The 22,611-nt window shown below is 73.6% G+C and carries 20 protein-coding genes and 1 riboswitch; of the genes, 7 read left to right on the forward strand and 13 right to left on the reverse strand.

What is annotated here, in order from left to right:
• Positions 1 to 160: 160 nt before the first annotated feature.
• From ACH4K4_RS18640 to ACH4K4_RS18650, 3 genes are all read left to right on the forward strand, one after another.
• The gene (locus tag ACH4K4_RS18640; protein WP_398168451.1) at positions 161 to 958 is read left to right on the forward strand and encodes an alpha/beta hydrolase; all 798 of its coding nucleotides are present in this window, start codon (positions 161 to 163) and stop codon (positions 956 to 958) included.
• On the forward strand, positions 945 to 1,586 hold the full coding sequence (locus ACH4K4_RS18645; RefSeq protein WP_398168453.1) for a hypothetical protein: 642 nt from the start codon (positions 945 to 947) through the stop codon (positions 1,584 to 1,586). Before ACH4K4_RS18640 ends, ACH4K4_RS18645 begins: the two co-directional genes overlap by 14 nt.
• Positions 1,587 to 1,708: 122 nt before the next feature.
• Positions 1,709 to 2,992 carry a hypothetical protein gene (locus tag ACH4K4_RS18650; protein ID WP_398168454.1) on the forward strand — a complete coding sequence of 428 codons (1,284 nt, stop codon included), beginning with the start codon at positions 1,709 to 1,711 and terminating at the stop codon, positions 2,990 to 2,992.
• Between the two features lie 7 nt (positions 2,993 to 2,999).
• On the opposite strand, the gene ACH4K4_RS18655 is transcribed toward ACH4K4_RS18650, so the two are convergent.
• The 6 genes from ACH4K4_RS18655 to ACH4K4_RS18680 all read right to left on the reverse strand — a co-directional run bounded on the left by ACH4K4_RS18655 (position 3,000) and on the right by ACH4K4_RS18680 (position 8,024).
• A complete protein-coding gene (locus ACH4K4_RS18655) occupies positions 3,000 to 3,755 on the reverse strand; it encodes an endonuclease/exonuclease/phosphatase family protein (protein WP_398168455.1) in 756 nt (251 codons plus the stop codon).
• A 6-nt stretch (positions 3,756 to 3,761) separates the two neighbouring features.
• On the reverse strand, positions 3,762 to 4,703 hold the full coding sequence (locus ACH4K4_RS18660) for an ROK family glucokinase (protein WP_360137567.1): 942 nt from the start codon (positions 4,701 to 4,703) through the stop codon (positions 3,762 to 3,764).
• A 91-nt stretch (positions 4,704 to 4,794) separates the two neighbouring features.
• The gene (locus ACH4K4_RS18665; protein ID WP_398168456.1) at positions 4,795 to 5,334 is read right to left on the reverse strand and encodes a DUF5304 domain-containing protein; all 540 of its coding nucleotides are present in this window, start codon (positions 5,332 to 5,334) and stop codon (positions 4,795 to 4,797) included.
• A gap of 101 nt (positions 5,335 to 5,435) precedes the next feature.
• Positions 5,436 to 6,644, reverse strand: coding sequence for an ArsA family ATPase (locus ACH4K4_RS18670; protein ID WP_398168458.1), 1,209 nt, complete (start codon positions 6,642 to 6,644; stop codon positions 5,436 to 5,438).
• Between the two features lie 2 nt (positions 6,645 to 6,646).
• The gene (locus ACH4K4_RS18675) at positions 6,647 to 7,120 is read right to left on the reverse strand and encodes an SRPBCC family protein (RefSeq protein ID WP_398168460.1); all 474 of its coding nucleotides are present in this window, start codon (positions 7,118 to 7,120) and stop codon (positions 6,647 to 6,649) included.
• A 139-nt stretch (positions 7,121 to 7,259) separates the two neighbouring features.
• On the reverse strand, positions 7,260 to 8,024 hold the full coding sequence (locus ACH4K4_RS18680; protein WP_398168706.1) for a metallophosphoesterase: 765 nt from the start codon (positions 8,022 to 8,024) through the stop codon (positions 7,260 to 7,262).
• A gap of 341 nt (positions 8,025 to 8,365) precedes the next feature.
• Between ACH4K4_RS18680 and ACH4K4_RS18685 the strand changes: the two genes are divergently transcribed.
• A complete protein-coding gene (locus tag ACH4K4_RS18685; protein ID WP_398168461.1) occupies positions 8,366 to 10,162 on the forward strand; it encodes an AMP-dependent synthetase/ligase in 1,797 nt (598 codons plus the stop codon).
• Positions 10,163 to 10,168: 6 nt separating this feature from the next.
• On the opposite strand, the gene ACH4K4_RS18690 is transcribed toward ACH4K4_RS18685, so the two are convergent.
• On the reverse strand, positions 10,169 to 11,311 hold the full coding sequence (locus ACH4K4_RS18690) for a glycosyltransferase family 4 protein (RefSeq protein ID WP_398168462.1): 1,143 nt from the start codon (positions 11,309 to 11,311) through the stop codon (positions 10,169 to 10,171).
• A 128-nt stretch (positions 11,312 to 11,439) separates the two neighbouring features.
• On the opposite strand from ACH4K4_RS18690, the gene ACH4K4_RS18695 reads away from it, so the two are divergent.
• On the forward strand, positions 11,440 to 12,807 hold the full coding sequence (locus ACH4K4_RS18695) for a glycosyltransferase 87 family protein (protein WP_398168463.1): 1,368 nt from the start codon (positions 11,440 to 11,442) through the stop codon (positions 12,805 to 12,807).
• Between the two features lie 1,192 nt (positions 12,808 to 13,999).
• Here ACH4K4_RS18695 and ACH4K4_RS18700 read toward each other — a convergent pair.
• The 4 genes from ACH4K4_RS18700 to ACH4K4_RS18715 form a co-directional block, all read right to left on the reverse strand.
• Complete coding sequence (locus ACH4K4_RS18700) at positions 14,000 to 15,031, reverse strand: NlpC/P60 family protein (protein WP_398168465.1); 1,032 nt, start codon at positions 15,029 to 15,031, stop codon at positions 14,000 to 14,002.
• Positions 15,032 to 15,307: 276 nt separating this feature from the next.
• Complete coding sequence (locus ACH4K4_RS18705) at positions 15,308 to 16,342, reverse strand: NlpC/P60 family protein (RefSeq protein ID WP_398168466.1); 1,035 nt, start codon at positions 16,340 to 16,342, stop codon at positions 15,308 to 15,310.
• 326 nt (positions 16,343 to 16,668) lie between these two features.
• Positions 16,669 to 18,042, reverse strand: a complete 1,374-nt coding sequence (locus ACH4K4_RS18710; protein ID WP_398168707.1) for an NYN domain-containing protein — start codon at positions 18,040 to 18,042, stop codon at positions 16,669 to 16,671.
• Positions 18,043 to 18,063: 21 nt separating this feature from the next.
• Positions 18,064 to 18,303 carry a hypothetical protein gene (locus ACH4K4_RS18715; protein WP_031004082.1) on the reverse strand — a complete coding sequence of 80 codons (240 nt, stop codon included), beginning with the start codon at positions 18,301 to 18,303 and terminating at the stop codon, positions 18,064 to 18,066.
• Between the two features lie 273 nt (positions 18,304 to 18,576).
• On the opposite strand from ACH4K4_RS18715, the gene ACH4K4_RS18720 reads away from it, so the two are divergent.
• Together ACH4K4_RS18720 and ACH4K4_RS18725 are read left to right on the forward strand one after the other, a co-directional pair.
• Positions 18,577 to 19,296, forward strand: coding sequence for a rhomboid family intramembrane serine protease (locus ACH4K4_RS18720; RefSeq protein ID WP_398168708.1), 720 nt, complete (start codon positions 18,577 to 18,579; stop codon positions 19,294 to 19,296).
• A complete protein-coding gene (locus ACH4K4_RS18725) occupies positions 19,293 to 19,574 on the forward strand; it encodes an Lrp/AsnC ligand binding domain-containing protein (protein ID WP_360137537.1) in 282 nt (93 codons plus the stop codon). The genes ACH4K4_RS18720 and ACH4K4_RS18725 overlap by 4 nt, the downstream gene beginning before the upstream one ends.
• 76 nt (positions 19,575 to 19,650) lie before the next feature.
• Here ACH4K4_RS18725 and ACH4K4_RS18730 read toward each other — a convergent pair whose 3' ends face one another.
• Complete coding sequence (locus ACH4K4_RS18730) at positions 19,651 to 21,054, reverse strand: aminotransferase class V-fold PLP-dependent enzyme (protein WP_398168468.1); 1,404 nt, start codon at positions 21,052 to 21,054, stop codon at positions 19,651 to 19,653.
• A 171-nt stretch (positions 21,055 to 21,225) separates the two neighbouring features.
• Positions 21,226 to 21,343: riboswitch (SAM riboswitch) on the reverse strand.
• Between the two features lie 82 nt (positions 21,344 to 21,425).
• A complete protein-coding gene (trpD, locus tag ACH4K4_RS18735) occupies positions 21,426 to 22,490 on the reverse strand; it encodes an anthranilate phosphoribosyltransferase (RefSeq protein WP_398168470.1) in 1,065 nt (354 codons plus the stop codon).
• Positions 22,491 to 22,611 lie beyond the last annotated feature (121 nt).

Genomic DNA, 22,611 nt, shown 5'->3' on the forward strand with positions numbered 1-22,611 from the left:
GCAAAGACCTTAACCTGCCCCGGCGCCCCCCTCTCCTCGGCGGCCCTGTCCGAAGGCCCCCGGGGCCTTCGGACCTATCCGCCCGGCGCCGCTCCGCGTACGCTTCGGGTAACCCGCGCAACCCGTTCCCGCCCGGCCCCTCATCGATCGGAGTCCCCCGGTGCCGCTGCTTCCCGGAGCCGAGCCGTTCCGCCGCGACGGTGGTCCCACCGGTGTCCTCGTCTGCCACGGCTTCACCGGCTCCCCCCAGTCCGTACGCCCCTGGGCCGAGTATCTGGCCGACCGCGGCCTGACGGTCTCGCTGCCGCTGCTGCCGGGCCACGGCACCCGCTGGCAGGACATGCAGCTGACCACCTGGCAGGACTGGTACGCCGAGGTGGACCGCGAGCTGCGGGAGCTGACCGAGCGGTGCGAGCAGGTGTTCGTGTGCGGCCTGTCGATGGGCGGCGCGCTGGCGCTGCGGCTGGCCGAGCGGCACGGCGCCGCCATCAGCGGCCTGGCCCTGGTCAACCCGGGCAACAAGGTGCACGACGCCGCCGCGCCGCTGCTGCCCGTACTGCGCCACCTCGTACGGACGACCAAGGGGGTGGCGAACGACGTCGCCAAGCCGGGGTCCGACGAGATCGGCTACGACCGGGTGCCGCTGCACGCCGCGCACTCGCTGCGCCGCTTCTTCCGGCTCGTCGACGCCGAACTCCCCCGGGTGACCCAGCCGCTGCTGGTCATGACCAGCCCCCGGGACCACGTCGTGCCGCCGGCCGACTCGGAGCGCATCCTGAGCCGGGTGTCCTCGACGGACGTACGGCACACGCTGCTGGAGCGCAGCTACCACGTCGCGACGCTCGACCACGACGCCGAGCGGATCTGCCAGGAGACCTACGACTTCATCGCCCGTCTGGCACCGAGCGTGCGCACGGGCACGGAGAGTGAGGAGGCGGCCCCCAGTGGTGGAGCGTAGCCCCCGCGATCCCCGCGATCCGCTGGACGAGGAAGCCGCCTGGGCCGAGATCGTCGCCGGGTACGGCAAAGAGCCCGACTTCCCCGACGAGGACGGGCCGGTCGCCAACGCGGCCGCGAAGCCGGGCGAGAGCCGTGCCGACGACGGGGAGCGACCCGAAGGCAAGCCACCGGAGAAGGCGGAGCCGGGCCGTACGGAGGACAACGGCGGCCTGACGGTCGAGGAGCGGCCGCGCGGCGAGCCCTCCCCCGGCGCTCCGGGCGGGCCCGGCGAGGGCCCCGTGGGCAGCTTCGTGGTCTTCGCGCCCGGCGTGGGCCCCGGGCCGCGGGACTGGAAGACGTCCGAGGCGTCCGACGACGACTTCGACGAGACGGACGAGGGGCACTTCGTGCCGCCCGAGCCGCCGCCGCTGCCCAGCGCCGACGTGACGGCCAAGTTCGCCTGGCTCGCGGTGCTCGGCGGGCCGCTGCTGCTGGTCCTGATGGTGCTGTTGCAGCAGCCCGTCACCTGGTGGATCACACTGCTCGGCATCGGCGGCTTCCTGGGCGGCTTCGCCACGCTCGTGGCCCGGATGAAGCACGACGACGAGGACGACGAGGAGCTGCCGGGCGGCGGCGCGGTCGTCTGAGACCGCCGCCCGCCGGGGTCCGCGGCGGTTCACCCACGCGCGCCGGGTGTCGCACCCCACGGTGACCTGCCGACCGGAGATGATCACGCCGAGTACTCGGCCGCGTCTCCGGGAGGACCCCCATGCGTCATCCGTTCGCGTCGTCATGCCCGCGCCCACGGCGCCTGACCCGGGTGGCGGCGGCCGCCGCCACGGTCGCGGCGGTGACCGGGCTGCTGGCCGCGGCACCGGCCACCGCCGGCCCGCCGCGGCAGACGCGGGCGCCGGGGCCGGGGCCGGCCGCAGTCGTTTCCCTCGGCGACTCCTACATCTCGGGCGAGGCCGGCCGCTGGGCCGGCAACTCCGACGCCAACCCGGCCAACCACCCGCGCATCGACGCGCTCGGCCCGACCGCGTACTACGACAACGCGGCCCGTACCGCCGAGCGGATCGCGCAGTGCCACCGCTCGCGCTCCGCCGAGATCCACCTCGGGCTGCCCGGCACCGAGAGCGAGAACCTGGCCTGCTCCGGCGCCCGTACCGACTCCTTCCGGTCCTCGAAGGGCGTCGCCAAGCCGGGCCTGGACTTCTCCGACGCGGCGGGCGTGCCGGGGCAGGCCAAGCAGCTGGAGGAGTACGCCCGCGACCACCCGGTGCGGTTGGTCGCCGTGTCGATCGGCGGCAACGACTTCCGCTTCGGTGACGTGGTCCAGTCCTGTGTCCTGGCGTATCTGAGCCCGCTGCCGAGGGCGTGCAGCCAGGACGCGAAGAACCTCGCCCGGTTCACGCCGCAGGCGGTCCAGGCGCGCGCGGCCGACATCGCGGGCGGCCTGCGCAACGTCCGGCAGGCGATGCTGCGGGCGGGCTACGACACCGACGAGTACGACGTGGTCGTGCAGAACTACCCGGCCCCCATCCCGCACGGACGCGACTTCCGCTACCCCGCGCCGCTGGGCGCGCGCCAGACCCTGGGCGGCTGCGCGTTCAACGACCGGGACGCCGACTGGGCGGTGGACACCGTGCTGCCGGCCGTCGGCCGGGCGGTGGAGGAGGGCATCAACAGCAGCGGGCTGGACAACGTCAGCTTCCTGGACCTCTCGCACAGCCTGGACGGGCACCGCCTGTGCGAGCGCGGGGTCGGGCTGGTCGACCCGGTGCGCGGCACGGTGAGCAGGTGGACGGCGCCGGGGGCGGCCGACCGGACCGAGTGGGTCAGCTGGGTGCGTACGGTCACCGCGGTGCTGCCGCCGTTCCAGGTGCAGGAGGCGCTGCACCCCAATTACTGGGGTCAGTTGGCGCTGCGGAACTGCCTGCGGCAGGCGTACGTGTCGGTGGACGGCACGCGCGCCCCGAAGAGCCGGCGCACCTGCACCGGCGGCGGCCCCGGCCTCAACGAGCGCGGCGAACCGCGGATGAAGCTGTCCTGAGCGGCGCTCAGGACGACGCGGCGGGCACCCGGAGCGCGGCCAGCACCGGCAGGTGGTCCGTGGCGGCGAGCAGGTCGCCCTGGCTCACGCCGGGCAGGTCGCGCGGCACGCCGCAACCCAGCACCTCGACGCCGCCGGTCGTGAAGACGGCGTCGATGCGCTGGTGCGGGTCGTGGGGCGTGGAGGTGAACTCCCCGCCCCACGGCGCCGCCGCCCAGGCGTCGGTGAGCGGGCCCGCCAGCCGCCGGAAGGCGCGCCCGTCCGGCCGGTCGTTCAGGTCGCCGGCCGCGACGGCGTACGGGACGTCCAGCGCGCGCAGCCGCTCCAGCAGCAGGCCCGCCTGGTCGTACCGCTCGGCCGCCCGCAGGCTGAGGTGGCAGCCGAGCAGGCCGACCCTGGCGCCCCCGATCCGTACCACCGCGGTCGCGAAACCGCGCTGGTGCAGGCCGGGGGTGCGGGGCAGCAGCACGTCCTCGGTGCGCTCCACGTGGGCGCGCAGCGAGGACAGGATCATCGGTCCCGCCGCGGTGGCGCCGCCCGTCACGTGCACCAGGCCGGTGGCCCGGCACAGCGCCGCCACGCTCTTGCGCCAGCGGAAGAACCGCGGCGCCTCCTGCACGAACACCACGTCGGGGGCGCAGGCGCGGATCACCCGGGCCAGCGCCGCGCGGTCGTCGCGCAGCGAGCGGACGTTGTAGCTCAGCACGCGGAACACGGCCGAGCCGTCCGGCTCGGTCCGTGCGGCGGGCAGCGCGGCCGGCACGCCGGTTCAGCCCTGGCGTGCCAGGTCGGCGGCGCCGACCAGTCCCGCCTTGCCGCCGAGCTGGGCGGCCAGCACCTGGGCGTGCGGCCGCCACTGGTTGCCGACCAGCCAGCGGCGGAAGGACTTGCGGATCGGGTCGAGGACCAGTTCGCCCTCGTCCGAGACGCCGCCGCCGACGATGAAGGCGGAGGGGTCGAACAGCGAGGCGAGGTCGGCCAGTCCGGCGCCGGCCCAGCGGGCCAGTTCGCGGAAGGAGTCGATGGCGACCGGGTCGCCCTGGCGGGCGGCCTCGCTGATGTGCTTGCCCTGGATCCCCTCGGAGCTGCCGTCGCCCAGCGACAGCAGGACCTTGGCGTTCTCGGGGGTGGCGAAGGCACGCTGGCGGGCGTAGCGCAGCAGGGCGCGGCCCGAGGCGTACTGCTCCCAGCAGCCCTGGCTGCCGCAGCCGCACAGCAGGCCGTCCGGCACGACGCGGATGTGGCCGAACTCGGCGGCGACGCCGAAGCGGCCGCGGCGCAGCTTGTTGCCGATGATGATGCCGCCGCCCAGGCCGGTGCCGAGGGTGATGCAGATGACGTCGCTGTGGCCCTGGCCCGCGCCGAACCGGTACTCGCCCCAGGCCGCCGCGTTGGCGTCGTTCTCGACGACCACGGGCAGCCCGACGCGCTGCTCGACCTTGTCCTTCAGCGGCTCGTGGCGCCAGTCGATGTTCGGCGCGAACAGGACGGTGGCCCGCTTCTCGTCCACGTAGCCGGCGGCGCCGATGCCGACGGCCTCGACCTGGTGGTCGGCGCTGATGGTGCGGACCGCGTCGGCGATGGCCTCCGTCAGTTCGTCGGTGGCCTGCGGGGTCGGCACCTTGCACGTTTCGAGGATCGTGCCCTCTTCGTCGACCACGCCGGCCGCGATCTTCGTGCCGCCGATGTCGACGCCGATGGTGAGTCCCATGTGTCCCTCAGTTATTGGTCGTACCCCGCCGCCGACCACCGTACCGGAGTTGGGGGCGCGGCCGGCGCGCTCCCGGGGGTCCGGGCCGGGCTCAGTCGAGGTCGATCCGCTCGGTGCCCGCCGGGCCTTCGTCGTCGCGGCGGGGACCACCCGGGGTGTCACGCTTGTCGCCGATGTCGCGGATGTCACTGGCGTCGTCCGCGTCCTCGGCGCGCGGGGTGCCGGCGGCGGCGTTGGCGGCGGCGTCCCTGGTCCAGCGGCGCTCGCTGTTCTCGACGGCCGAGCGGTAGGCGGCCATCAGCTCGGACCCGGCGGCGGCGAGGTGGTCGAAGACCTCGGGGTTGCGCTCGACGACCGGCTCGACGACGGCCTTGGCCTGCCGGAACAGCTGCTGCACGGCGCCCTGCGCGGCCAGTCCCGCGAGCCCGCCCGGCAGCTGGATGCCGGAGAGCTTGTCCGTGACGGCGTCCGCGAGGCGGCGCAGTTCCTCGGCCGCGCTGCCCGGCGGGGAGCCGTACTGCTCGCGGCGGCGCGCCTTCTCGGCCGCCAGGTCCTCGGCGCACGCCGTCTCCCAGGCATCGGCATCGACCCGGTCCGTACGGTCGGCGGGGCGCTCGGTGGCATCGCTCATGGCGGACTCACTCCTGCGGCGAGGCGGATCTTCCGCCGCGCGGAACGCGGCGTTTTCGGGGCGGTGCTTCTCCCGACGTTACCCGAACGGCGGTGTGCCGTTCAGTGACCTCGCGGCCACAGGTCGGGATCGGGCGTGAAGCGGATGTGCAGCGCGCCGTCGCGCAGGCCGGCGCCGGAGACCGAGCAGCGGCGCAGCGCGGAGGGCAGGGTGCGTATCCGCCGGAAGCGGCCCGCGGTGACGATGACCTCGTCGCCGCGGCGCAGCAGCCCGAGCCCGTCGCGGTCGGCGCCCGGCAGCGGCACCCGCCACACGAGGATGCCGTCCGCCGCGAGCCGGTCCTCCACGGTCCAGGGGTCGGCGGCGGCTCCGGGCTCCGCCGGCTCCCCCACGGCCGCGCCGGTCAGGGCGTCCAGTTCCTCGGTGCCTTCGGGGTCGCGGCCCAGGTGCGGCACCTCGACGACCGGCGCTTCGGGGAACTCCTCGCGCAGCGCCTTGAGCGCGCTCTGCTGCTGCCCCGAGAGCGCGGCCAGGAAGGGGTCGGCGGACCCGGTGGGCAGCAGCCGGTTGGCGACCACGGCGTCGGTGCGGTGGCCGAACAGCGCGAGCCCCGAGCGCACCGCCCGCAGGTCGGCGACGGCGCCCGGGCCTGCCTCGGCGACGAGCCGCACGGTCGTGCCGGGGTGGTCGATCACCCGCTGTACGGCGGCCAGTTCGTGCTCCCAGCGCTCCGCGGCCTCGTAGAGCTTCTGGGTGGGCAGCTGTACGCCCGCGAGCTGTGCCAACGCCGGCCGCAGCGCGCGGGCGGCCTGCCGTTCGGGCGGCAGCAGGCGGCGCAGGTAGCGGCGCGCCTGCTCGGGCAGGGCGAGCAGGGCGACGGTGTCGGACGCGGGCGGCATGTCGACGACGATCGTGTCGGTGCCGCCGGATTCGCCGGCCGCTTCGTGTGCCGCGCGCAGCGCGTGGAGCAGGGCGAATTCCTCCCCGCCCGGCAGCTCGGTCAGTTCCTCCTCGTCCAGGGGCGCGGCGCCGAGGAGGTCGAGGGCGGCCGCCGCGCGCTCCTGGAAGGCGAGGGCCTCCTGCCGGAAGTGCCCGGCGGGGTCGACGCAGCGGACCAGCAGCCCGGGCGCCGCGGTCACCGGGTCGCCGCCGGGGCGGCCGAGCCGGGTGCCGAGCGCGCGTTCCGCCGCGCCGCTCTGGGTGGTGAGCAGCAGGACCCGCTCGCCGCGCCGGGCGCCGGCCAGCGCGGTCGCGGCGGCGATGGTGGTGCGGCCCGCGCCGCCCGGACCGGTGACGAGGACGGTACGCATGGTCAGAGCCGCTTGGCCTCGTCGGCGGGGGCCGCGGGGCCGCTTTCGACGCGCTTCTTCAGCCCGTCCAGCGCGCGGTCGATGATGACCTTCTCCGCCTTGCGCTTGATCATGCCGAGCATCGGGATCTTGACGTCGACGGTCAGCTGATACGTCACTTCGGTGTGCGCGCCGCCGGCCAGCGGGACGAGCCGGTAGGAGCCGTCGAGCGTCCGCAGCATCTGGGACTTCACCAGCGACCAGCTGACCTCGTGGTCACTGGTCCAGGTGTAGGCGAGGGTGTGGTCGTCCTTGATCGCGCCGGCGTCCAGCAGCAGGCGGACCTGCTCGGCGCGGCCCTGGTCGTCCTTGCTGAGGATCTCGGCTTCCTTGACCTCGCCGGTCCAGTCCGGGTAACGGTCAAAGTCGGCGATCACTCCCATCACCTCGGCGGGTGCCGCCTCGATCGTGATGCTAGAGCTGGTGTGTTCGGCCATCGCCGTGACTCCTCCATGCCGATTCGTGCCGGTCCGCCAGACGCGTATCCCTGCTGCTGAAGGCTACCGCGCGGCGAAAGAGCCCCGGACAGGCTCCCCGTCCGATCCGGTCAGCCCGGGGGCGGCGGCGGAAAGGCCGTCACCACTCCAGGACGTACGGCGTGCCCGTCGCGTTGAAGTGCCCCACGTTGACGCATTCGGTGGCGCCGACGCGTACCCGCCGGGCGAGCGGCTGATGCACGTGTCCGAAGAGCGCGTAGCGCGGGCGGGTCCGGCGGATCGCGTCCAGGAGGGCCGCGCTGCCGCGTTCGAAGCGGCGGGCGACGACGTCGTAGCAGAGCTCGGGTACGTCCGGCGGGATGTGCGTGCACAGCACGTCCACCTCGCCGACGGCCTCGACCTTGGCGGCGTACTCCTCGTCGCTGATCTCGTACGGGGTCCGCATGGGGGTCGTCAGGCCGCCACCGACGAACCCGAAGACCCGGCCGCCGATCTCCACCCGCTCGCCGTCCAGGACGGTGGTGCCGGGCCGGGCGTACTGCGGCCACAGCCGGGGGATGTCCACATTGCCGTACGTGGCGTACGTCGGCGCGGGGAAGGCCGCGAACAGTTCGGCGTACTGCTTGCGGACGGCCTCCTCGATGACGGCCGCCCGGCCGCCGCCCGCCCGCTCGATGTCGCCCCACAGCCTGCGGCCCAGCTCGCGGGCCTCCTCGAAGCGGCGGGCGGTGCGCAGTTCGACCAGCCGGTGGGCGTTCTCGACGCCGAAGAGGTCGGGGAAGATGCCGCGCGAGTGGTCGGCGTAGTCCAGGAACAGCACGAGGTCGCCCAGGCAGACCAGGGCGTCGGCGCCGTCGCCCGCCGTGGCGAGATCCCGCCCGTTGCCGTGTACGTCGCTCACCACATGCACTCGCATGCCGTCACCCTAGATCGAAAGGCGGGCCGTCGGGAGAGGGGCCTCGCGTACCGCCGGGCGGGGGTGCGAAACGCCGTCGCCCGGGGGGCCCGACCTGCGGTTACTTCCGGGTCACCGAATGCCTGGTCTAGTCTGCGCGAAGCAGTCCCCAGGCGTGTCCAGGCACGTGTCACACCGCTGTGACGCATCGAACATCTGGGCGTACCCCCCTATCCGAAAAGCAATACCGGTGGGTAACGTCCGGGCAGTCCAACCCCCCTGCCTGATCATGGACCGCAGCCGGCCAGCACACAGCGTCGTGACGCCGGCGCCGATGAGGAGCAGCAGTCTTGCGCGAGTTCAGCCTTCCGGCCCTGTACGAGGTCCCAGCGGACGGCAACCTGACGGATCTGATCCGCCGCAATGCCGCGCAGCACCCCGACGTCGCCGTCATGGGCCGCAAGGTCGACGGGCAGTGGCAGGACGTCACGGCCGCCGTCTTCCTCACGGAGGTACGGGCCGCCGCCAAGGGCCTGATGGCCGCCGGCATCTGCCCCGGCGACCGGGTCGGCCTGATGTCGCGCACCCGCTACGAGTGGACGCTGCTGGACTTCGCGATCTGGAGCGCCGGCGCGATCACCGTCCCGGTGTACGAGACCAGCTCCGCCGAACAGGTGCAGTGGATCCTCGGCGACTCCGGCGCGGTGGCCTGCCTGGTGGAGACCCCCGCGCAGGAGGCCTCCGTCGAGTCCGTACGGGACCGGCTGCCCGCGCTGGAGAACATCTGGCAGATCGAGCGGGACGCCGTCGCCCGGCTGCGCGCGGCCGGCGCCGGCATCACCGACGAGGAGGTGGACGAGCGCAGCGCGCTCGCCGACGCCGACTCCCCCGCCACCATCGTCTACACCTCCGGCACCACCGGCCGGCCCAAGGGCTGCGTGCTCACCCACCGCAGCTTCTTCGCCGAGTGCGGCAACGTCGTCGAACGCCTCAAGCCGCTCTTCCGCACCGGCCACTCCTCCGTGCTCCTCTTCCTCCCCGTGGCCCACGTCTTCGGACGGCTGGTGCAGGTGGCCTCCGTCATGGCCCCCATCAAGCTGGGGCACGCCCCCGACATCAAGAACCTCACCGAGGACCTCGCCGCCTTCCGCCCCACGCTGATCCTCGGCGTCCCCCGGGTCTTCGAGAAGGTCTACAACTCGGCGCGGGCCAAGGCGCAGGCCGACGGCAAGGGCAAGATCTTCGACCGGGCCGCCGACACGGCCATCGCCTACAGCCGCGCGCTGGACACCGCGGCCGGGCCCGCCCTCGGCCTGCGGCTCAAGCACAAGCTCTTCGACAAGCTGGTCTACGGCAAGCTGCGCGCCGTCCTCGGCAGCCGGGCCACCCACGCCATCTCCGGCGGCGCGCCCCTGGGCGAGCGCCTGGGCCACTTCTACCGGGGCATCGGCTTCACCGCCCTGGAGGGCTACGGCCTGACCGAGTCCTGCGCGGCCACCGCCTTCAACCCGTGGGACCGGCAGAAGATCGGTACGGTCGGCCAGCCGCTGCCCGGCTCGGTGGTCCGCATCGCCGACGACGGCGAGGTGCTGCTGCACGGCGAGCACCTGTTCACCGAGTACTGGAACAACGAGTCCGCCACCAAGGAAGCGCTCTCCGACGGCTGGTTCCACACCGGCGACCTGGGCACCCTCGACGAGGACGGCTATCTCGCGATCACCGGCCGCAAGAAGGAGATCCTGGTGACGGCGGGCGGCAAGAACGTCGCCCCGGCCGTCATCGAGGACCGCATCCGCGCGCACGCGCTGATCGCCGAGTGCATGGTCGTCGGCGACGGCCGCCCCTTCGTGGGCGCGCTGGTCACCCTCGACGAGGACTTCCTGCCGCGCTGGGCCGAGGACAACGGCCGCCCGGCCGGGCAGAGCGTCGCGGAGCTGAGCCGGGACCCCGAGCTGCTGGCCGCGGTGCAGCGGGCGGTGGACGACGGCAACGCGGCGGTCTCCAAGGCGGAGTCCGTGCGCAAGTTCCGCATCCTGCCGACCCAGTTCACGGAGGAGTCGGGGCACGTGACGCCGTCCCTGAAGCTCAAGCGCAACGTGGTGGCCAAGGACTTCGCCGAGGAGATCGAGGCGATCTACCGCGCGTGACGCGCCCTACAGCAGCTCCTTGAGCCGTTCGGCCAGCAGGTCCCAGCGCCACTTCTCCTCCACCCAGGCGCGGCCCCGCTCGCCCATGCGGCGGCGGGCGGCCGGGTCCTTGAGGAGCGCGACGACGCGTTCGGCGGCGACCGTCGGCGAGCCGCCGGGGACCACGTACCCCGTCTCGCCGTCCAGCACGGCGTCCGGCGCGCCGCCGGAGTCGCCCGCGACCACCGGCAGGCCGGTGGCGGACGCCTCCAGGTAGACGATGCCCAGGCCCTCGACGTCCAGCCCGCCGCGCCGGGTGCGGCACGGCATCGCGAAGACGTCGCCCGCGCCGTAGTGGGCGGGCAGTTCCTCCCACGGCACGGCCCCGGTGAAGCGCACCGAGTCCGCCACGCCCTTCTCCACCGCGAGCGCGTGCAGCTGCTTCTCGTACGGGCCGCCGCCGACGACGAGCAGCACCGCGTCCGGCACGTCGGCCAGGATGCGCGGCATCGCCTCGATCAGGGTGTCCTGGCCCTTGCGCGGCACGAGCCGGGAGACGCAGACGACGACCGGCCGCTCGGCGAGCCCGAGGCGGGCCCGTACCTCGTCGCCGCCCGAGCCGGGGTGGAAGGTCTTCTCGTCCACGCCGGGCGGCAGTTGGGTCATGCGGCCGGCGGCGGCCGGCGTCAGCGCGGCGGCGATCCGGGACCGGGTGTACTCGCCGAGATAGGTGATGGTGTCGGTGCCCTCGCCGATCCTGCGCAGCAGTTGGCGGGAGGCGGGCAGCTGTGCCCAGCCCGCCTCGTGCCCGTGGGTGGTGGCCACGATGCGGCGCGCGCCGGCCCGGCGCAGCGCCGGGGCCATCAGGCCGAGCGGCGCCGCGGCCCCGAACCACACCGAGGAGCAGCCGTGCTCGCGCAGCAGGGCGGCGGCGGTCCGGGTCACCCGGGGCGTCGGCAGCAGCATCGTCGTACGGTCCCGTACGACCGGGTACGGCTGGTCGGCGTCGAAGCGGGCGGTGGCCTCGATGCCCTCCTTGGTCCGCTTCCAGGTGGAGGCGTAGACCACGACCCGGTCCGGGTCCAGGCGCAGGGCCATGCTGTGCAGGAAGGCCTGGATGCCGCCGGGGCGGGGCGGGAAGTCGTTCGTGACGATCAGCGTCTTGTCCATTGCCCTCGCACAGTACCGGTTCGTCCGACACCCCCGGCGGGGACAGTCCCGGCACGCCCCCGGCTCGTCTACGGTCGTGAGGTACCGGCGCCCGCATACGGGTGCGAACGACACGGGACGGGGTGCCGATGACCAGGGCCGGCAGCGAGCCCCGCGGCGGCGCGGCGCGCGCCCTGGCGCTGCCGGTGGCGGCGTGGGCCGCGACCCGGGCGGTGCTCCTGTTGTGCGTGTTCAAGGTGCTGGTGCTGCCGGGGCCGGACGTGACCAGCGACGTCTCGGGCATCTACCAGGGCTGGTCGGAGATCCTGAAGGCCGGCACCTTCCCTGTGGGCGACGTGACCTGGCAGTACCCGCCGGCCGCCGCGCTCGCCGTCCTCTCCCCCGCCCTCCTGCCGTTCCTCGACTATGCCGCGGCCTTCTTCCTCCTGGCCTGCGCGGCCGACGCCGCCGCCTTCGCGCTCTTCCTGTACGCGGGCCGGCGGCCCGGCAAACGGCCGGCCGGCGCCTGGGTCTGGATCGCCGGCGTCGCCCTGCTCGGCCCCACCGCGTACGCCCGGTACGACCTGATGGTGACCGCGGTGGCCGTCGCCGCCCTGTTCGCCGCCGCTCGCCGCCCGCGGGTCTCCGGTGTTCTGATCGCCTTCGGCGCGCTCTTGAAGGTCTGGCCGGTGCTGCTGCTGAGCGGCGCTCCGCTGCGCGGCCGCCGGGCCCGTGAACTGTGGGGCGCCGCGGCGGTCGGCGCGCTGGCCAGCACGCTCGTCCTGACCGCCTGGGCCCCTGGCGGGCTGGCCTTCCTCACGTTCCAGCGCGACCGGGGCACGGAGGTGGAGTCGCTCGGCGCGCTCGTCTTCCATGTCGCCCGGCAGTTCGGCTGGGACGGAGAGGTGCTGCTGAACTACGGTTCCGTGGAGTTCGTCGGCCCGTACGTGCCGCTGGTCAGCTCCCTGTCGCTGGTCCTGACGGTGGCGGCCTTCGGGTGGCTGCTGCTGTGGCGGCTGCGGGCGCGGAGGTGCACGTCCGCCACGCTCGCCGACGCCGCGTTCACCGCCGTCCTGCTCTTCGTCACCACCAGCCGCGTGATCAGCCCGCAGTACATGATCTGGCTGGTCGGCATGGCGGCCGTGTGCATGACCGTGCGGTCGAGCCGGATGGGGCTGCCCGCCGTCCTGATCGTGCTCGCGTCCGGCGCCACGCTCCTGGAGTTCCCCGTCTGGTTCGCGGAGGTGGTGGCCAGTGAGGGCCGCGGCGTCGTCCTGCTGGCGGTACGCAACGGCCTGCTCGTGGTGGCCTCGCTGACCGCCTGCCGCCGGCTGTGGCGCTCGACGGCGGGCCCGTCCGGCCGCTCCCCGGCCGCCCGCCCCGGCGTCGCGCGTCAGCCCAGCTGCCCGGACACGTACGACCGCCACCGCCGGGTGAACTCGGTCGGCCCGACGCCCAACTGGTCCTTCATCGCCCGGCCCGCGCTCTCCTCGCCGCCGCGTCCCGCGGCCCGGTAGAACGCGCCGAGCTTCTTCTCGCCCCAGTTGTCCGCGATCATCCGGCAGGCCAGCCAGCCGCCCTCGTAGGCGCGTGCCAGCTGCTCGGCGCTGCGGCTGAAGCGGAAGTCGCCGTCGGCCGGCAGCCGGGGCGGCGGTGAGCCCTTGGCGACCGCGCGGGCCAGTTCGGGGGCGGTGGCGGCGGGCGGCCGGCCGGTGCCCCGGTAGGCCACCCAGTCGGCGAACCCCTCGGAGAGCCAGAGCGGCGTGGTGGCGGTGGTGACCGTGCGCGTCGCGACGTGGGTGGCCTCGTGCGTCAGCACGATCTGCCGGCCGGTGCCGGACAGTTCCCCGTACGCCTCGGGATTGACGATGACCCGGTCGGCGGGCGCCGCCGGCGCCGTGCCCGCCTCGCCGGTGGTGACCGCGGCTATGCCCCGGTAGCCGGAGGAGTCGGTGGCGTCCAGCAGCTCCGCCATCCGGTCCAGTGACTGCGGCGCCTCGACCACCACCCGCCCGGCCCACTTTCCCGGCCACGCCTTGCCGACGGCCGGCACGGCCGCGTCGGTGCGCTCCGCCAGCTCGCGCAGCGCGGCGGTGCCGCGGCCCACGCCCAGCACGAGGCTGTAGCGGCCCCTGACGACCTGCACCGGTCCCTGGTCCCACAGTTGGCGCGCGCTGCGCCGGCCCTTCGCCGCGCCGTCCGTGTCCGAGACGATCCGCCAGCGCCCGCCGCGGTCGGTGAGCGTCAGGTACTGGACGGCGGTGACCGGCGAGGTGTCGTACCCGGCGAGCCGGTAGCGCAGCCGCACCTCGGCGGCGACCCGGCGGCCGTCCGCGCCCGCGACCGCCGGCAGCCCGAACGCGTCGGTCTTCACCAGCTCGTACGCCCAGGAGGCCAGCGGTACGTGCCCGAGGTTGGCGAACAGCTCCCGCTGCCGCGTGCGGTAAGCGGCGGCGCGCGGGTCGACCGAGGCGAGGAAGGCCCCGGCGTCCCGGTCGCGTACGGCCGCCGCGCGCTGGTCGAGCATCCGCTGGATTCCCGGCGGCGGAGCCGGCTCGCCGGGCCGGCCGCAGCCGGCCAACGACGACAGCAGCACCGGCGGCAAGGCCGCGCACAGCGCCCTCCTGATCCGCCGGGCCGCCCGCCGCTGTGCCCGGTGACCTCTCACGCGGCTGATCGTATGCACCGCCCGCGCGGTACGGGTAGCGGTCAGGGTCGGGTTACGGTCGAGATCGGCATCATGCCGACGGGGTCGGAGCGCACCCGCGCGCCGGGATACGGCGCGTGCACCACCTGTCCGTTGCCCACGTACATACCGACATGGCTGGCATCGTCCCGGTAGATGACCAGGTCCCCCGGCTTGGCCTGACTGACCTGAACGTGCTGCCCCGCGCCGCGCTGGGCTTGCGAGGTGCGCGGGATGGCGACTCCGGCTCGCGCGTACGCCCACTGCATCAGCCCGGAGCAGTCGAACGAGGAGGGGCCCGACTGCCCCCAGGAGTACGGGGACCCGATCGCCGCGCGGACCGCCTGCACCGCGGCCCCGGCCCGGCCGGAGACCGGCGCCGTCCCGGCCGGGTCCGGCAGTGAGCGCCCGGTGCCGCGGTTCGCCCGGTCGTAGGCCGCCCGGTCCTGTCCCGGCAGCGAGTTCAGCAGGCGCTGCGCCGCGGCCAGCTTGTGTTCGACGTCCTTCTTGTGGTGCGCCACGTCCCGCCGGCTCGCCTCCAGGGCCGCCAGCTTCCCGGCCGCTTCCTTGCGCTCCTGCTCCAGCCCGCGCTGGGAACCCTGGAGTTCGCGCAGCTGGCCGGCCTGGCTGCCCTGTACGCGGTCGAGCGCGGCGGCCTTGTCGAGGTAGTCCGCCGGGTTCTCGGAGAGCATCAGCTTCAGGGCCGGGTCCAGGCCGCCGGAGCGGTACTGGGCGGAGGCGACGGCACCGAGCCGCGCGCGCAGCCGGTTGACGTGCTCCTGGCCACGGGCCACCCGGTCCTGGAGCGCCGATACCTCGGTGCGCAGCTTCCGCGTCCGCTCGGTCGCCCCGTTGTACTCCTCGGTGGCCTTCTCGGCCTGCTCGTAGAGGGCGTCGATGCGCGAGGAGACATCGGCGGGCGCGGGCCGCGGCGCGGCCTGCACCGCTCCGGCGGACAGCGCGGCCGCGGCGGTGACCGCGGCGGCGGACAGGACGGTGGCCCTGGTCGCGCCGCCGACCAGGCCGGACTGCGAGACACGGCGGTGGGACACCACTTGAGGCCGCACTCCCTTCCGTGCAGCCCCTGCCGCCCGGGACGGGCGGTCGGTGACCGGCGGCTGCGAGGGCAGACAGTAACGGCGCCGGTGGCCGGCGGCCAAAGACCCGCAACGGCCGCCGCCGGTAGGGAAAAAGCCGCCCCGCCGGTGACTGCGCAGGTCACCGGCGGGGCGGGAAGTCAGCGGCGCACACCGCAATTCGCCCGATCGGGCGGCATGTCCGGACGGCTCAGGTCATCGTACGAACCGACCCCGGACGGGTCAGCCGACGCGTCAGACCCGGACGCCGAACTGGAAGGGCATGTTGTTGATCGACTCGTAGCGCACGGACGCGCCCGGCTTCGGCGCGTGCAGCACCTGGCCGTTGCCCGCGTACAGGCCGATGTGGTGCAGGTCGCCGTAGAAGAGCACCAGGTCGCCCGGCTTCAGCGCGCTCTGCGAACCGATCCGGGTGCCGGCGTTGGCCTGCGCCTGCGAGGTGCGCGGCAGCGACTGGCCGGCCTGCTGGTACGCCCAGGAGGTCAGGCCCGAGCAGTCGAAGGAGGAGGGGCCGGTGGCGCCCCACACGTACGGCGAGCCGATCTTGGAGGCGGCCGCGGACAGGGCGGCGGCGCCACGCTGCGAGGCCGGGACGTCGTTGCCCAGGTCGGGACGCTCGTTGCCGCGGCTGGAGCGGTTCTTCTTCTGCTCCTCCTGCTGGAGCTCCTGCTTCTCCTTGGCGGTCAGCGTGTTGAGCAGCTCCTGCGCCTTGGCGAGCTTGCCCTTGATCTCGTCCTTCTTGTCACCCAGCGCCTGGCGGGTCTCCGAGAGGTCCTTGATCTTGGCCGAGGCCTCCGCCCGCTCCTGGGCGAGCTGCCGCTGCTTGTCCGCGATGGTCTTCAGCTGCTCGGCCTGCTTGCCGCTCAACTGGTCGAGGGTCGCGGCCTTGTCGAGGTAGGTGTCCGGGTCGCCGGAGAGGAACAGCTGCACGGACGGGTCGATGCTGCCGCTGCGGTACTGGCCGGAGGCGACCGCGCCGAGGCCCTTGCGGAGCTCGTTCAGCTCGCCCTGGCCGCGGGCGACCTTGTCCTGGAGGGCGTCGACCTCCTTCTGGAGCTTCTCCTGGTCCTCCTTGGCCCCGTTGTACTTCTCGGTGGCCTGCTCCGCCTGCTCGTAGAGCTTGTCGACCTCGGACTTGACGTCTTCCTTCTTCGGCTTCGGGTCGGCGTGGGCGGCCTGGGACGAGAGGGCGACGGCCGCTGCCGCGGTCGCGGTGAGTACGGTCACACGCGCGCGGCTCGGCTGCTTGGGTCGACGGTGGGACGCCACGGAGGCGAGCTCCTTCTTCCTTCAGCCGCCTACCGGGAGTGGGGGGTGCTGGACCCCGGCTCCGCGCGAACGCCGCGGACTCGGCGGTGCCTTCACTGTTCATCCCGGTTGGATGATCAACTGCATGAAGGGTCGAGGCCCGACCTTAGTAACCGAGTTGTGATCGCTTCAAATCCTCACCGGAAAAAACTGCCGGATGCTCCTCATCCTTTACCAACATCACACAGGCAGTAACGGCCACTTGACACTCAGATACGAACTCCAGGCATAGGTCACCTCGTTGATGGGTACACCTTTACCCTCGTCCCGCGCGCCGCACGGACCACTCAGGTCCGGGCAAGTCGCTTGAGGAGCAGCGCGGATGCCACCGGCCGCGCACCGGCCTTGGCCACGCCGTCCGCCACCTCGCGGTCCGTGGAGACCACCACCACCGGACGGCCCGGCGGCTCGGCCCGTACGAGCTGGCGGATCAGCTCGTCGGCCGTCACGCCCGGCTTGCTGAAGAGGACGCGGACGCCGCGCGGCGGCGCGAGCAGCACCGGCGCGGCCAGTTCGGCGCCGTCGAAGACACAGGTCATCTCCGCGCCCGTCTGGGCGGCGAGCACCGCGAGACCGCCCAGCAGCCGCAGCCGCTGCTTGTCCAACGGCATCGTGGGGTAGCCGGTCTTGGTGACGTTGTAGCCGTCCACCACCAGGTGGGCCTGCGGCAGCGCCAGCAGTTGGTCCAGCAGCGCCGGGTCGGTCTCCGACAGCGCGCGGGTGGCGATGTCCTTGGGCGTCATCTTGCCCGGCGCCACCGCGTCCACGGTGTCCGCGGGGTGTGTGTCGGCGGGCGGCAGCGCCAGTTCCCGGCGCAGCCCCTGGGCCGCGTCCAGCACGGTGTCCAGCAGCAGCCGCAGCCGCATGTCCTCGACGCTGCGGCCCTCCCGCGTGGCGCGGCGGCTGGCCTCCAACGACGACTCGGCCTCCGCGACGCGGGCCTTGAGGCGGCGCACCTCGCTGTCCGCCGCGGTCTTCTCCTGCGCGGCGGCGGCCCGTACGGCCTCCGTCTCGGCCGCGGCCTTGCGCGCCGCCGCCTCGCCCCGCTTCACGTCGCTCAGAGCGCTGCGCAGCTTGCGCTGCAAGGACTCGTTCTCCTTGCGCAGCGCCTCCAGGTCGCCACGGACGCGCTCGGCCTCGGCGCGCGCCTGCCCGCGGGCCTGCGCCAGTTCCTCGCGCAGCGCGGCCAGCTCGCGTTCGGCCTCCTCGCCGGCCCGCTCGGCGCGGACGCGCTGCGCCTCCTCGCCGGCCGCCGCGACCAGCTTGACCCAGCCCTCGGGGCGCAGCACATAGGCCGCCGCCGCGACGTCCAGCGGGTCGGCGGCGGCGGGCGGGGTGCCGTTGTCCAGCGCTTCGGCCAGTTCCGGCTGGGCCTCGCGCAGCCGGCCCGCGATCCGCTGTCTGAAGACCGCGTCGTTCTCCAGCGCGGCGGCCATCGCGTTGCCCGCGAACTTCGCCCGGCGGCTGGGGGTGAACCGGGCGTATTGCCGCAAGGGTGGCGGGAGTTCGGCGACCGTCAGACCGCCGAAGGACTCCGCGGTCAGCGCCACGACACGGCGCCGCACGCCCTCGGGCAACGGACGGTCGAGCACCTCGTCCGCCTCGGCCGTACCGGCCTCGGCGTCGTGCTCCGCCCCCGCAGGCCCTTCTGGACGCTCCACCACTGCTGCATCGCTCCGATCTCAGGCGCTCGCGCCCGGCCGGTCGACCAGCTCGATCTGGTCGACCGCGTTGCACCAGCGGCAGCGCACGGACTCGATGCTCTCACTGAGCACCTCGCGTTCCTCCACCTTCGGTTCTCCGGCGAGGTCGAGGTGCAGGTACTCCACGACCTCGGACCGGCGCGTCACGTCGAAGCGCGTCAGGTTGCCGCACAGCGTGCAGCGCCACCGGGTCCCGTCCGTCGGCAGGGGAACAGCCATGGTGTCGTCCTCTTTCGTCACGCTCGGGCGAGCGGGGCTCGTGCTGTCGTTCGGGGGATTCACGCGGTGCGCCGTCGGACTGCGGAAGTACGCGGGGTACTGCCCGTTACCCTACGGCCTGACGCCCTCGCGGTGCGGCCCCGCCCGGGAGGCGGGACGCGGCGAGGCACTCTGTCCCGATTGCCCCCATTACGCCATGATCACTTCATGACGGCCCCGCCTCTGATCCCCCGGACGCCCCGCGCCCGCTCGGCGCTGACCGTGTTCTCCCGCATGACGAACGCACTGATCGCCGTGTGCTGCGTGGTCTTCGTCATCGGCCCCGCCTCCGGCCTCAACGGCATATACGGGACCGGCGACGCCGTCGTGCAGGCACAGACCGCGTACTTCGAACGGTGGGGCGTCATCCCGCGCGACCTGTGGAGCGGCTCGCCCCGCGCGCTGCTCACCCCGCTGACCGCCCTGTTCGTGCACGGCAGCTGGCTGCACCTGCTGGGCAACGTCCTCTTCCTGTACGTCTTCGGCGGCATGGCCGAGGCCCGCATGGGCCGGCTGCCCTTCACCGTCTTCTACGTCGTCACCGGCTACCTGGCGCTGATGGGCTACGCGGCCGCGCACGCTCCCTCGGGGCAGACCCTGGTCGGCGCCTCCGGGGCGATCTCCGGGGTGCTGGGCGCGTTCCTGTACCTCTTTCCCAAAGCGCGGGTCACCAGCCTCTACCCGTTCCTCTTCTTCTTGCCGCTGCGCTTCCCTGCCTGGATCGTGCTGCTGTTCTGGTTCGTCCTCCAGTGGCTGGCCGCGCAGCGCAGCCCCGACACCCCGGGCGTGGCCTATCTCGCCCATGTCGTGGGCTTCGCGGTGGGCTTCGTGTACGCCTGGGTGCGCTACCGGGCGAGCCCCGCTCCGCCCGAGGGAACCGCCGCGGCCCCCGGTAGTGTGGAGTCCGCCGGAACGGCGAAGCAGCAGGCGACCGAGGGAGAGAGCCAACCGTGATCACTTCGATCGTGCTCATCAAGACCAGCGTGGACCAGATCCCGGAGATCGCGGAGAAGATCGCCGCGCTGGAGGGCGTCAGCGAGGTCTACTCGGTCACCGGAGCGCACGACCTGATCGCGATGGTGCGGGTGGCCGAGCACGACGACCTGGCGGACGTCATCCCCGGCCGGATCAGCAAGGTGCCGGGCGTGTCCTCCACCGAGACGCACATCGCGTTCCGTACGTACTCCCAGCACGACCTGGAAGCGGCCTTCGCGATCGGCCTGGACGCCTGACCCGGGCCGCCTCCGCGTACGGCACCCGCGCCGCGGCGCCCGGACAGCGGAGCGCCGCGGCGGGGCGGTCCACGGGCTACCCGGCGGCCGCGGTGTCCGGCACGCAGCGGCCGTCCTCGGTGCGGTAGCTCCACCGCGCGCCGTCCGTGACCAGCTCCTTGACGGCCCGTACGAAGCGGTCCACGTGCTCGTCGGGCGTGCCGGCGCCGAAGCTCACCCGGATGGCGTTCAGCGACTGCTCCCCCGGTGCCCCTTCAGGCGCGCCGCATTCGCCCGGGGCCTGGGACTCGGCGCCCAGCAGGGTCCGTACGAGGGGGTGCGCGCAGAACAGCCCGTCGCGCACGCCGATGCCGTACTCCGCCGAGAGCGCCGCCGCGAAGTGCGAGCTGTTCCAGCCCCGGACGACGAAGGACAGCACGCCCACGCGCGGCGCGTCGTCCCCGAACAGCGACAGCACGGTCACCTCGGGCACCTCCGCGAGGCCCGCCCGTACCCGCTCGACCAGCTGCTGTTCCCGGGCGACCAGGCTCTCGAAGCCCGCCTCGGTGAGCGCCTTGCAGGCGGCGGCGATGGCGTAGACGCCGATGACGTTGGGCGACCCTGCCTCGTGGCGGGCCGCGGTGGTGTGCCAGTCGACGTCCACCCCGCCGTCGGCACGGCGCGCGACCGTACGGCTGGCGCCGCCGCCCGCGAGGTAGGGCTCCGCGGCCTGGAGCCAGTCGGCGCGCCCGGCGAGCACGCCCGCCCCGAACGGCGCGTACAGCTTGTGGCCGGAGAAGGCCACCCAGTCGACGTCCAGTTCCGCGATGTCGACCGGGTGGTGCGGGGCGAGCTGGGCGGCGTCGAGCACGATCCGCGCGCCGTGTGCGTGCGCCGCGGCGGCCAGCTCCCGTACGGGCCACAGCTCACCCGTCACGTTGGACGCACCGGTCACGCAGACCAGGGCGTTGCTGTACGGCTCGCGCTCGGCCAGCGCCCGCTCCAGCGTGTCCACCGCCTGCTGCGGGGTGCGGGGAGCGTCGAGGTACGTCACCTCGGTGTCCGCGCGCTGCTCCCAGGGCAGCAGCGAGGCGTGGTGCTCGGTCTCGAAGACGAACACCCGGGTGTGCGCGGGCAGCACGGCGGCCAGCAGGTTCAGCGAGTCGGTGGTGGAGCGGGTGAAGACGACCTGGTCCCCCTCCCGACAGCCGAGGAAACCGGCGACCTCCGCCCGGCTGTTCTCGAACAGGTCGGTGGACAGCTGCGAGAGGTAGCCGGCGCCGCGGTGCACGCTGCCGTAGTACGGGGCGTACGCGGCCACGTCGTCCCAGACGCGCTGGAGCGCCGGGGCGCTGGCGGCGATGTCCAGCGCGGCGTACTCGACCTCGCCGCCCGTGACGAGCGGGACCAGCACGTCCCGGCCCAGCACGGGCAGCGGGGCGCAGACGGCGGCATCGGTGGTGGCGGCGACATCGGTGGTGGTGGCAGCGGAAACAGGCATGGCGAACTCCCGTAAAGGCATGGCGAACTCACTGCGGGGCGCACACACGAAAAGGCGCGGGCCGCCGGCAGCGGAAAAGGAAAAAGGGTGCGGGAAAAGGGGCCTGCGGCCCTAACGCATTCGCTGATTCACGGGAGAGCTCCCTCAAGGACCAGGATCCCTGGCACGAGGGATCCGCGCTTGCCGCAGACCTCGCTGCCTGCGGCCTGGTCATCACCCGGGGCACCCCGCCACGGACGGAGGGTTGCCGGACAGCGGGCCGGGGCCGTAGTCGCTGTCACTCGTGACCTGCGCAGCATCATGCCACACGATCAGACACGCGCAAGGCCCGGTCCGCATCCCGGACCGGGCCCTGCGTCACACCACCGCCGTCAGGCGTTGCTGGCCGCCACCCACCGCTCCAGCGCCCGGCGGGCCGCGCCGGAGTCGACGGACTCGGCGGCCTCGGCGATGCCCGCCGCGATCTGGTCGGTCAGGGGCGCGTCCGTCGGCTCCAGGGCGACCAGCGCCGCCGCGGAGTTCAGCAGGACCGCGTCCCGGACGGGGCCCGTCTCGCCGCCCAGCAGGCGGCGCGCCACGTCCGCGTTGTACGAGGCGTCGGCGCCGCGCAGCGCCTCCACGGGCACCAGGTCGATGCCCACGTCCCGCGGGTCGAAGGTCTCCTCGCGTACGCCGCCGTCCCGTACGACCCAGACCTTGGACGTGGCGGTGGTCGTCAGTTCGTCCAGGCCGTCGTCGCCGCGGAAGACCAGGGCGGAGGAGCCGCGCTCGGCCAGCACCCCGGCCAGGATGGGCGCCATCCGCGCGTCGGCCACGCCGGTGGCCTGGGCCCGCACCTTCGCCGGGTTGGTCAGCGGGCCCAGCACGTTGAACGTCGTACGGATGCCCAGTTCGCGGCGCGCGGGCGCCACGTGCCGCAGCGAGGGGTGGAACTTGACCGCGAAGCAGAAGGTGATCCCGGCCTCCTCGGCGACCTCGACGACCCGGCGCGGGGTCAGGTCCAGGTTCACGCCCAGCTTCTCCAACACGTCGGACGCGCCGCTGGCCGACGAGGCGGCGCGGTTGCCGTGCTTGACGACCTTCGCGCCGGTGCCGGCCACCACGACCGAGGACATCGTGGAGATGTTGACGGTCTTGGCGCCGTCGCCGCCGGTGCCGACGATGTCCACGCTCGGGCCCGGCACCTCGATGAGGTTGGCGTGCGCGTACATCGCCCGTACCAGGCCGGAGATCTCCGCGACGGTCTCGCCCTTCGCCCGCAGCGCCACCGCGAACCCGGCGATCTGCGCGTCGGTGGCCTGGCCGCGCATGATGCGGTCCATCGCCCACGCGGTGTCGTCGGCGCCCAGGTCGCGGCCCTGGAGGAGGGCTTCCAGCACGCCCGGCCAGGTGCGGGCCGCCACGCTGTCGCCGCCGTTCGGGGTCGCAACGTTCATGGTCCACACTCCTGGATTCGTCTCCTGCTGGTGCCGAAACCCTATCCGGCGGCCCGGCATGCCGGAGGGCCCCGTCCAGTGTCTGGAAGGGGCCCTCTGGGTGGCGTGCTTACGCGGTGGT

Source organism: Streptomyces sp. NPDC017529, from assembly GCF_044329785.1.
In the GTDB taxonomy this organism is placed as follows: domain Bacteria; phylum Actinomycetota; class Actinomycetes; order Streptomycetales; family Streptomycetaceae; genus Streptomyces.

Bases quoted from the DNA above. Each gene is read 5' to 3' on its own strand.
- ACH4K4_RS18650 (WP_398168454.1), top strand. From the start codon at position 1,709: ATGCGTCATCCGTTCGCGTCGTCATGCCCGCGCCCACGGCGCCTGACC.
- ACH4K4_RS18660 (WP_360137567.1), bottom strand. From the start codon at position 4,703: ATGGGACTCACCATCGGCGTCGACATCGGCGGCACGAAGATCGCGGCC.
- ACH4K4_RS18665 (WP_398168456.1), bottom strand. From the start codon at position 5,334: ATGAGCGATGCCACCGAGCGCCCCGCCGACCGTACGGACCGGGTCGAT.
- ACH4K4_RS18670 (WP_398168458.1), bottom strand. From the start codon at position 6,644: ATGCGTACCGTCCTCGTCACCGGTCCGGGCGGCGCGGGCCGCACCACC.
- ACH4K4_RS18675 (WP_398168460.1), bottom strand. From the start codon at position 7,120: ATGGCCGAACACACCAGCTCTAGCATCACGATCGAGGCGGCACCCGCC.
- ACH4K4_RS18690 (WP_398168462.1), bottom strand. From the start codon at position 11,311: ATGGACAAGACGCTGATCGTCACGAACGACTTCCCGCCCCGCCCCGGC.
- ACH4K4_RS18695 (WP_398168463.1), top strand. From the start codon at position 11,440: ATGACCAGGGCCGGCAGCGAGCCCCGCGGCGGCGCGGCGCGCGCCCTG.
- ACH4K4_RS18715 (WP_031004082.1), bottom strand. From the start codon at position 18,303: ATGGCTGTTCCCCTGCCGACGGACGGGACCCGGTGGCGCTGCACGCTG.
- ACH4K4_RS18720 (WP_398168708.1), top strand. From the start codon at position 18,577: ATGACGAACGCACTGATCGCCGTGTGCTGCGTGGTCTTCGTCATCGGC.
- ACH4K4_RS18730 (WP_398168468.1), bottom strand. From the start codon at position 21,054: ATGCCTGTTTCCGCTGCCACCACCACCGATGTCGCCGCCACCACCGAT.
- trpD (WP_398168470.1), bottom strand. From the start codon at position 22,490: ATGAACGTTGCGACCCCGAACGGCGGCGACAGCGTGGCGGCCCGCACC.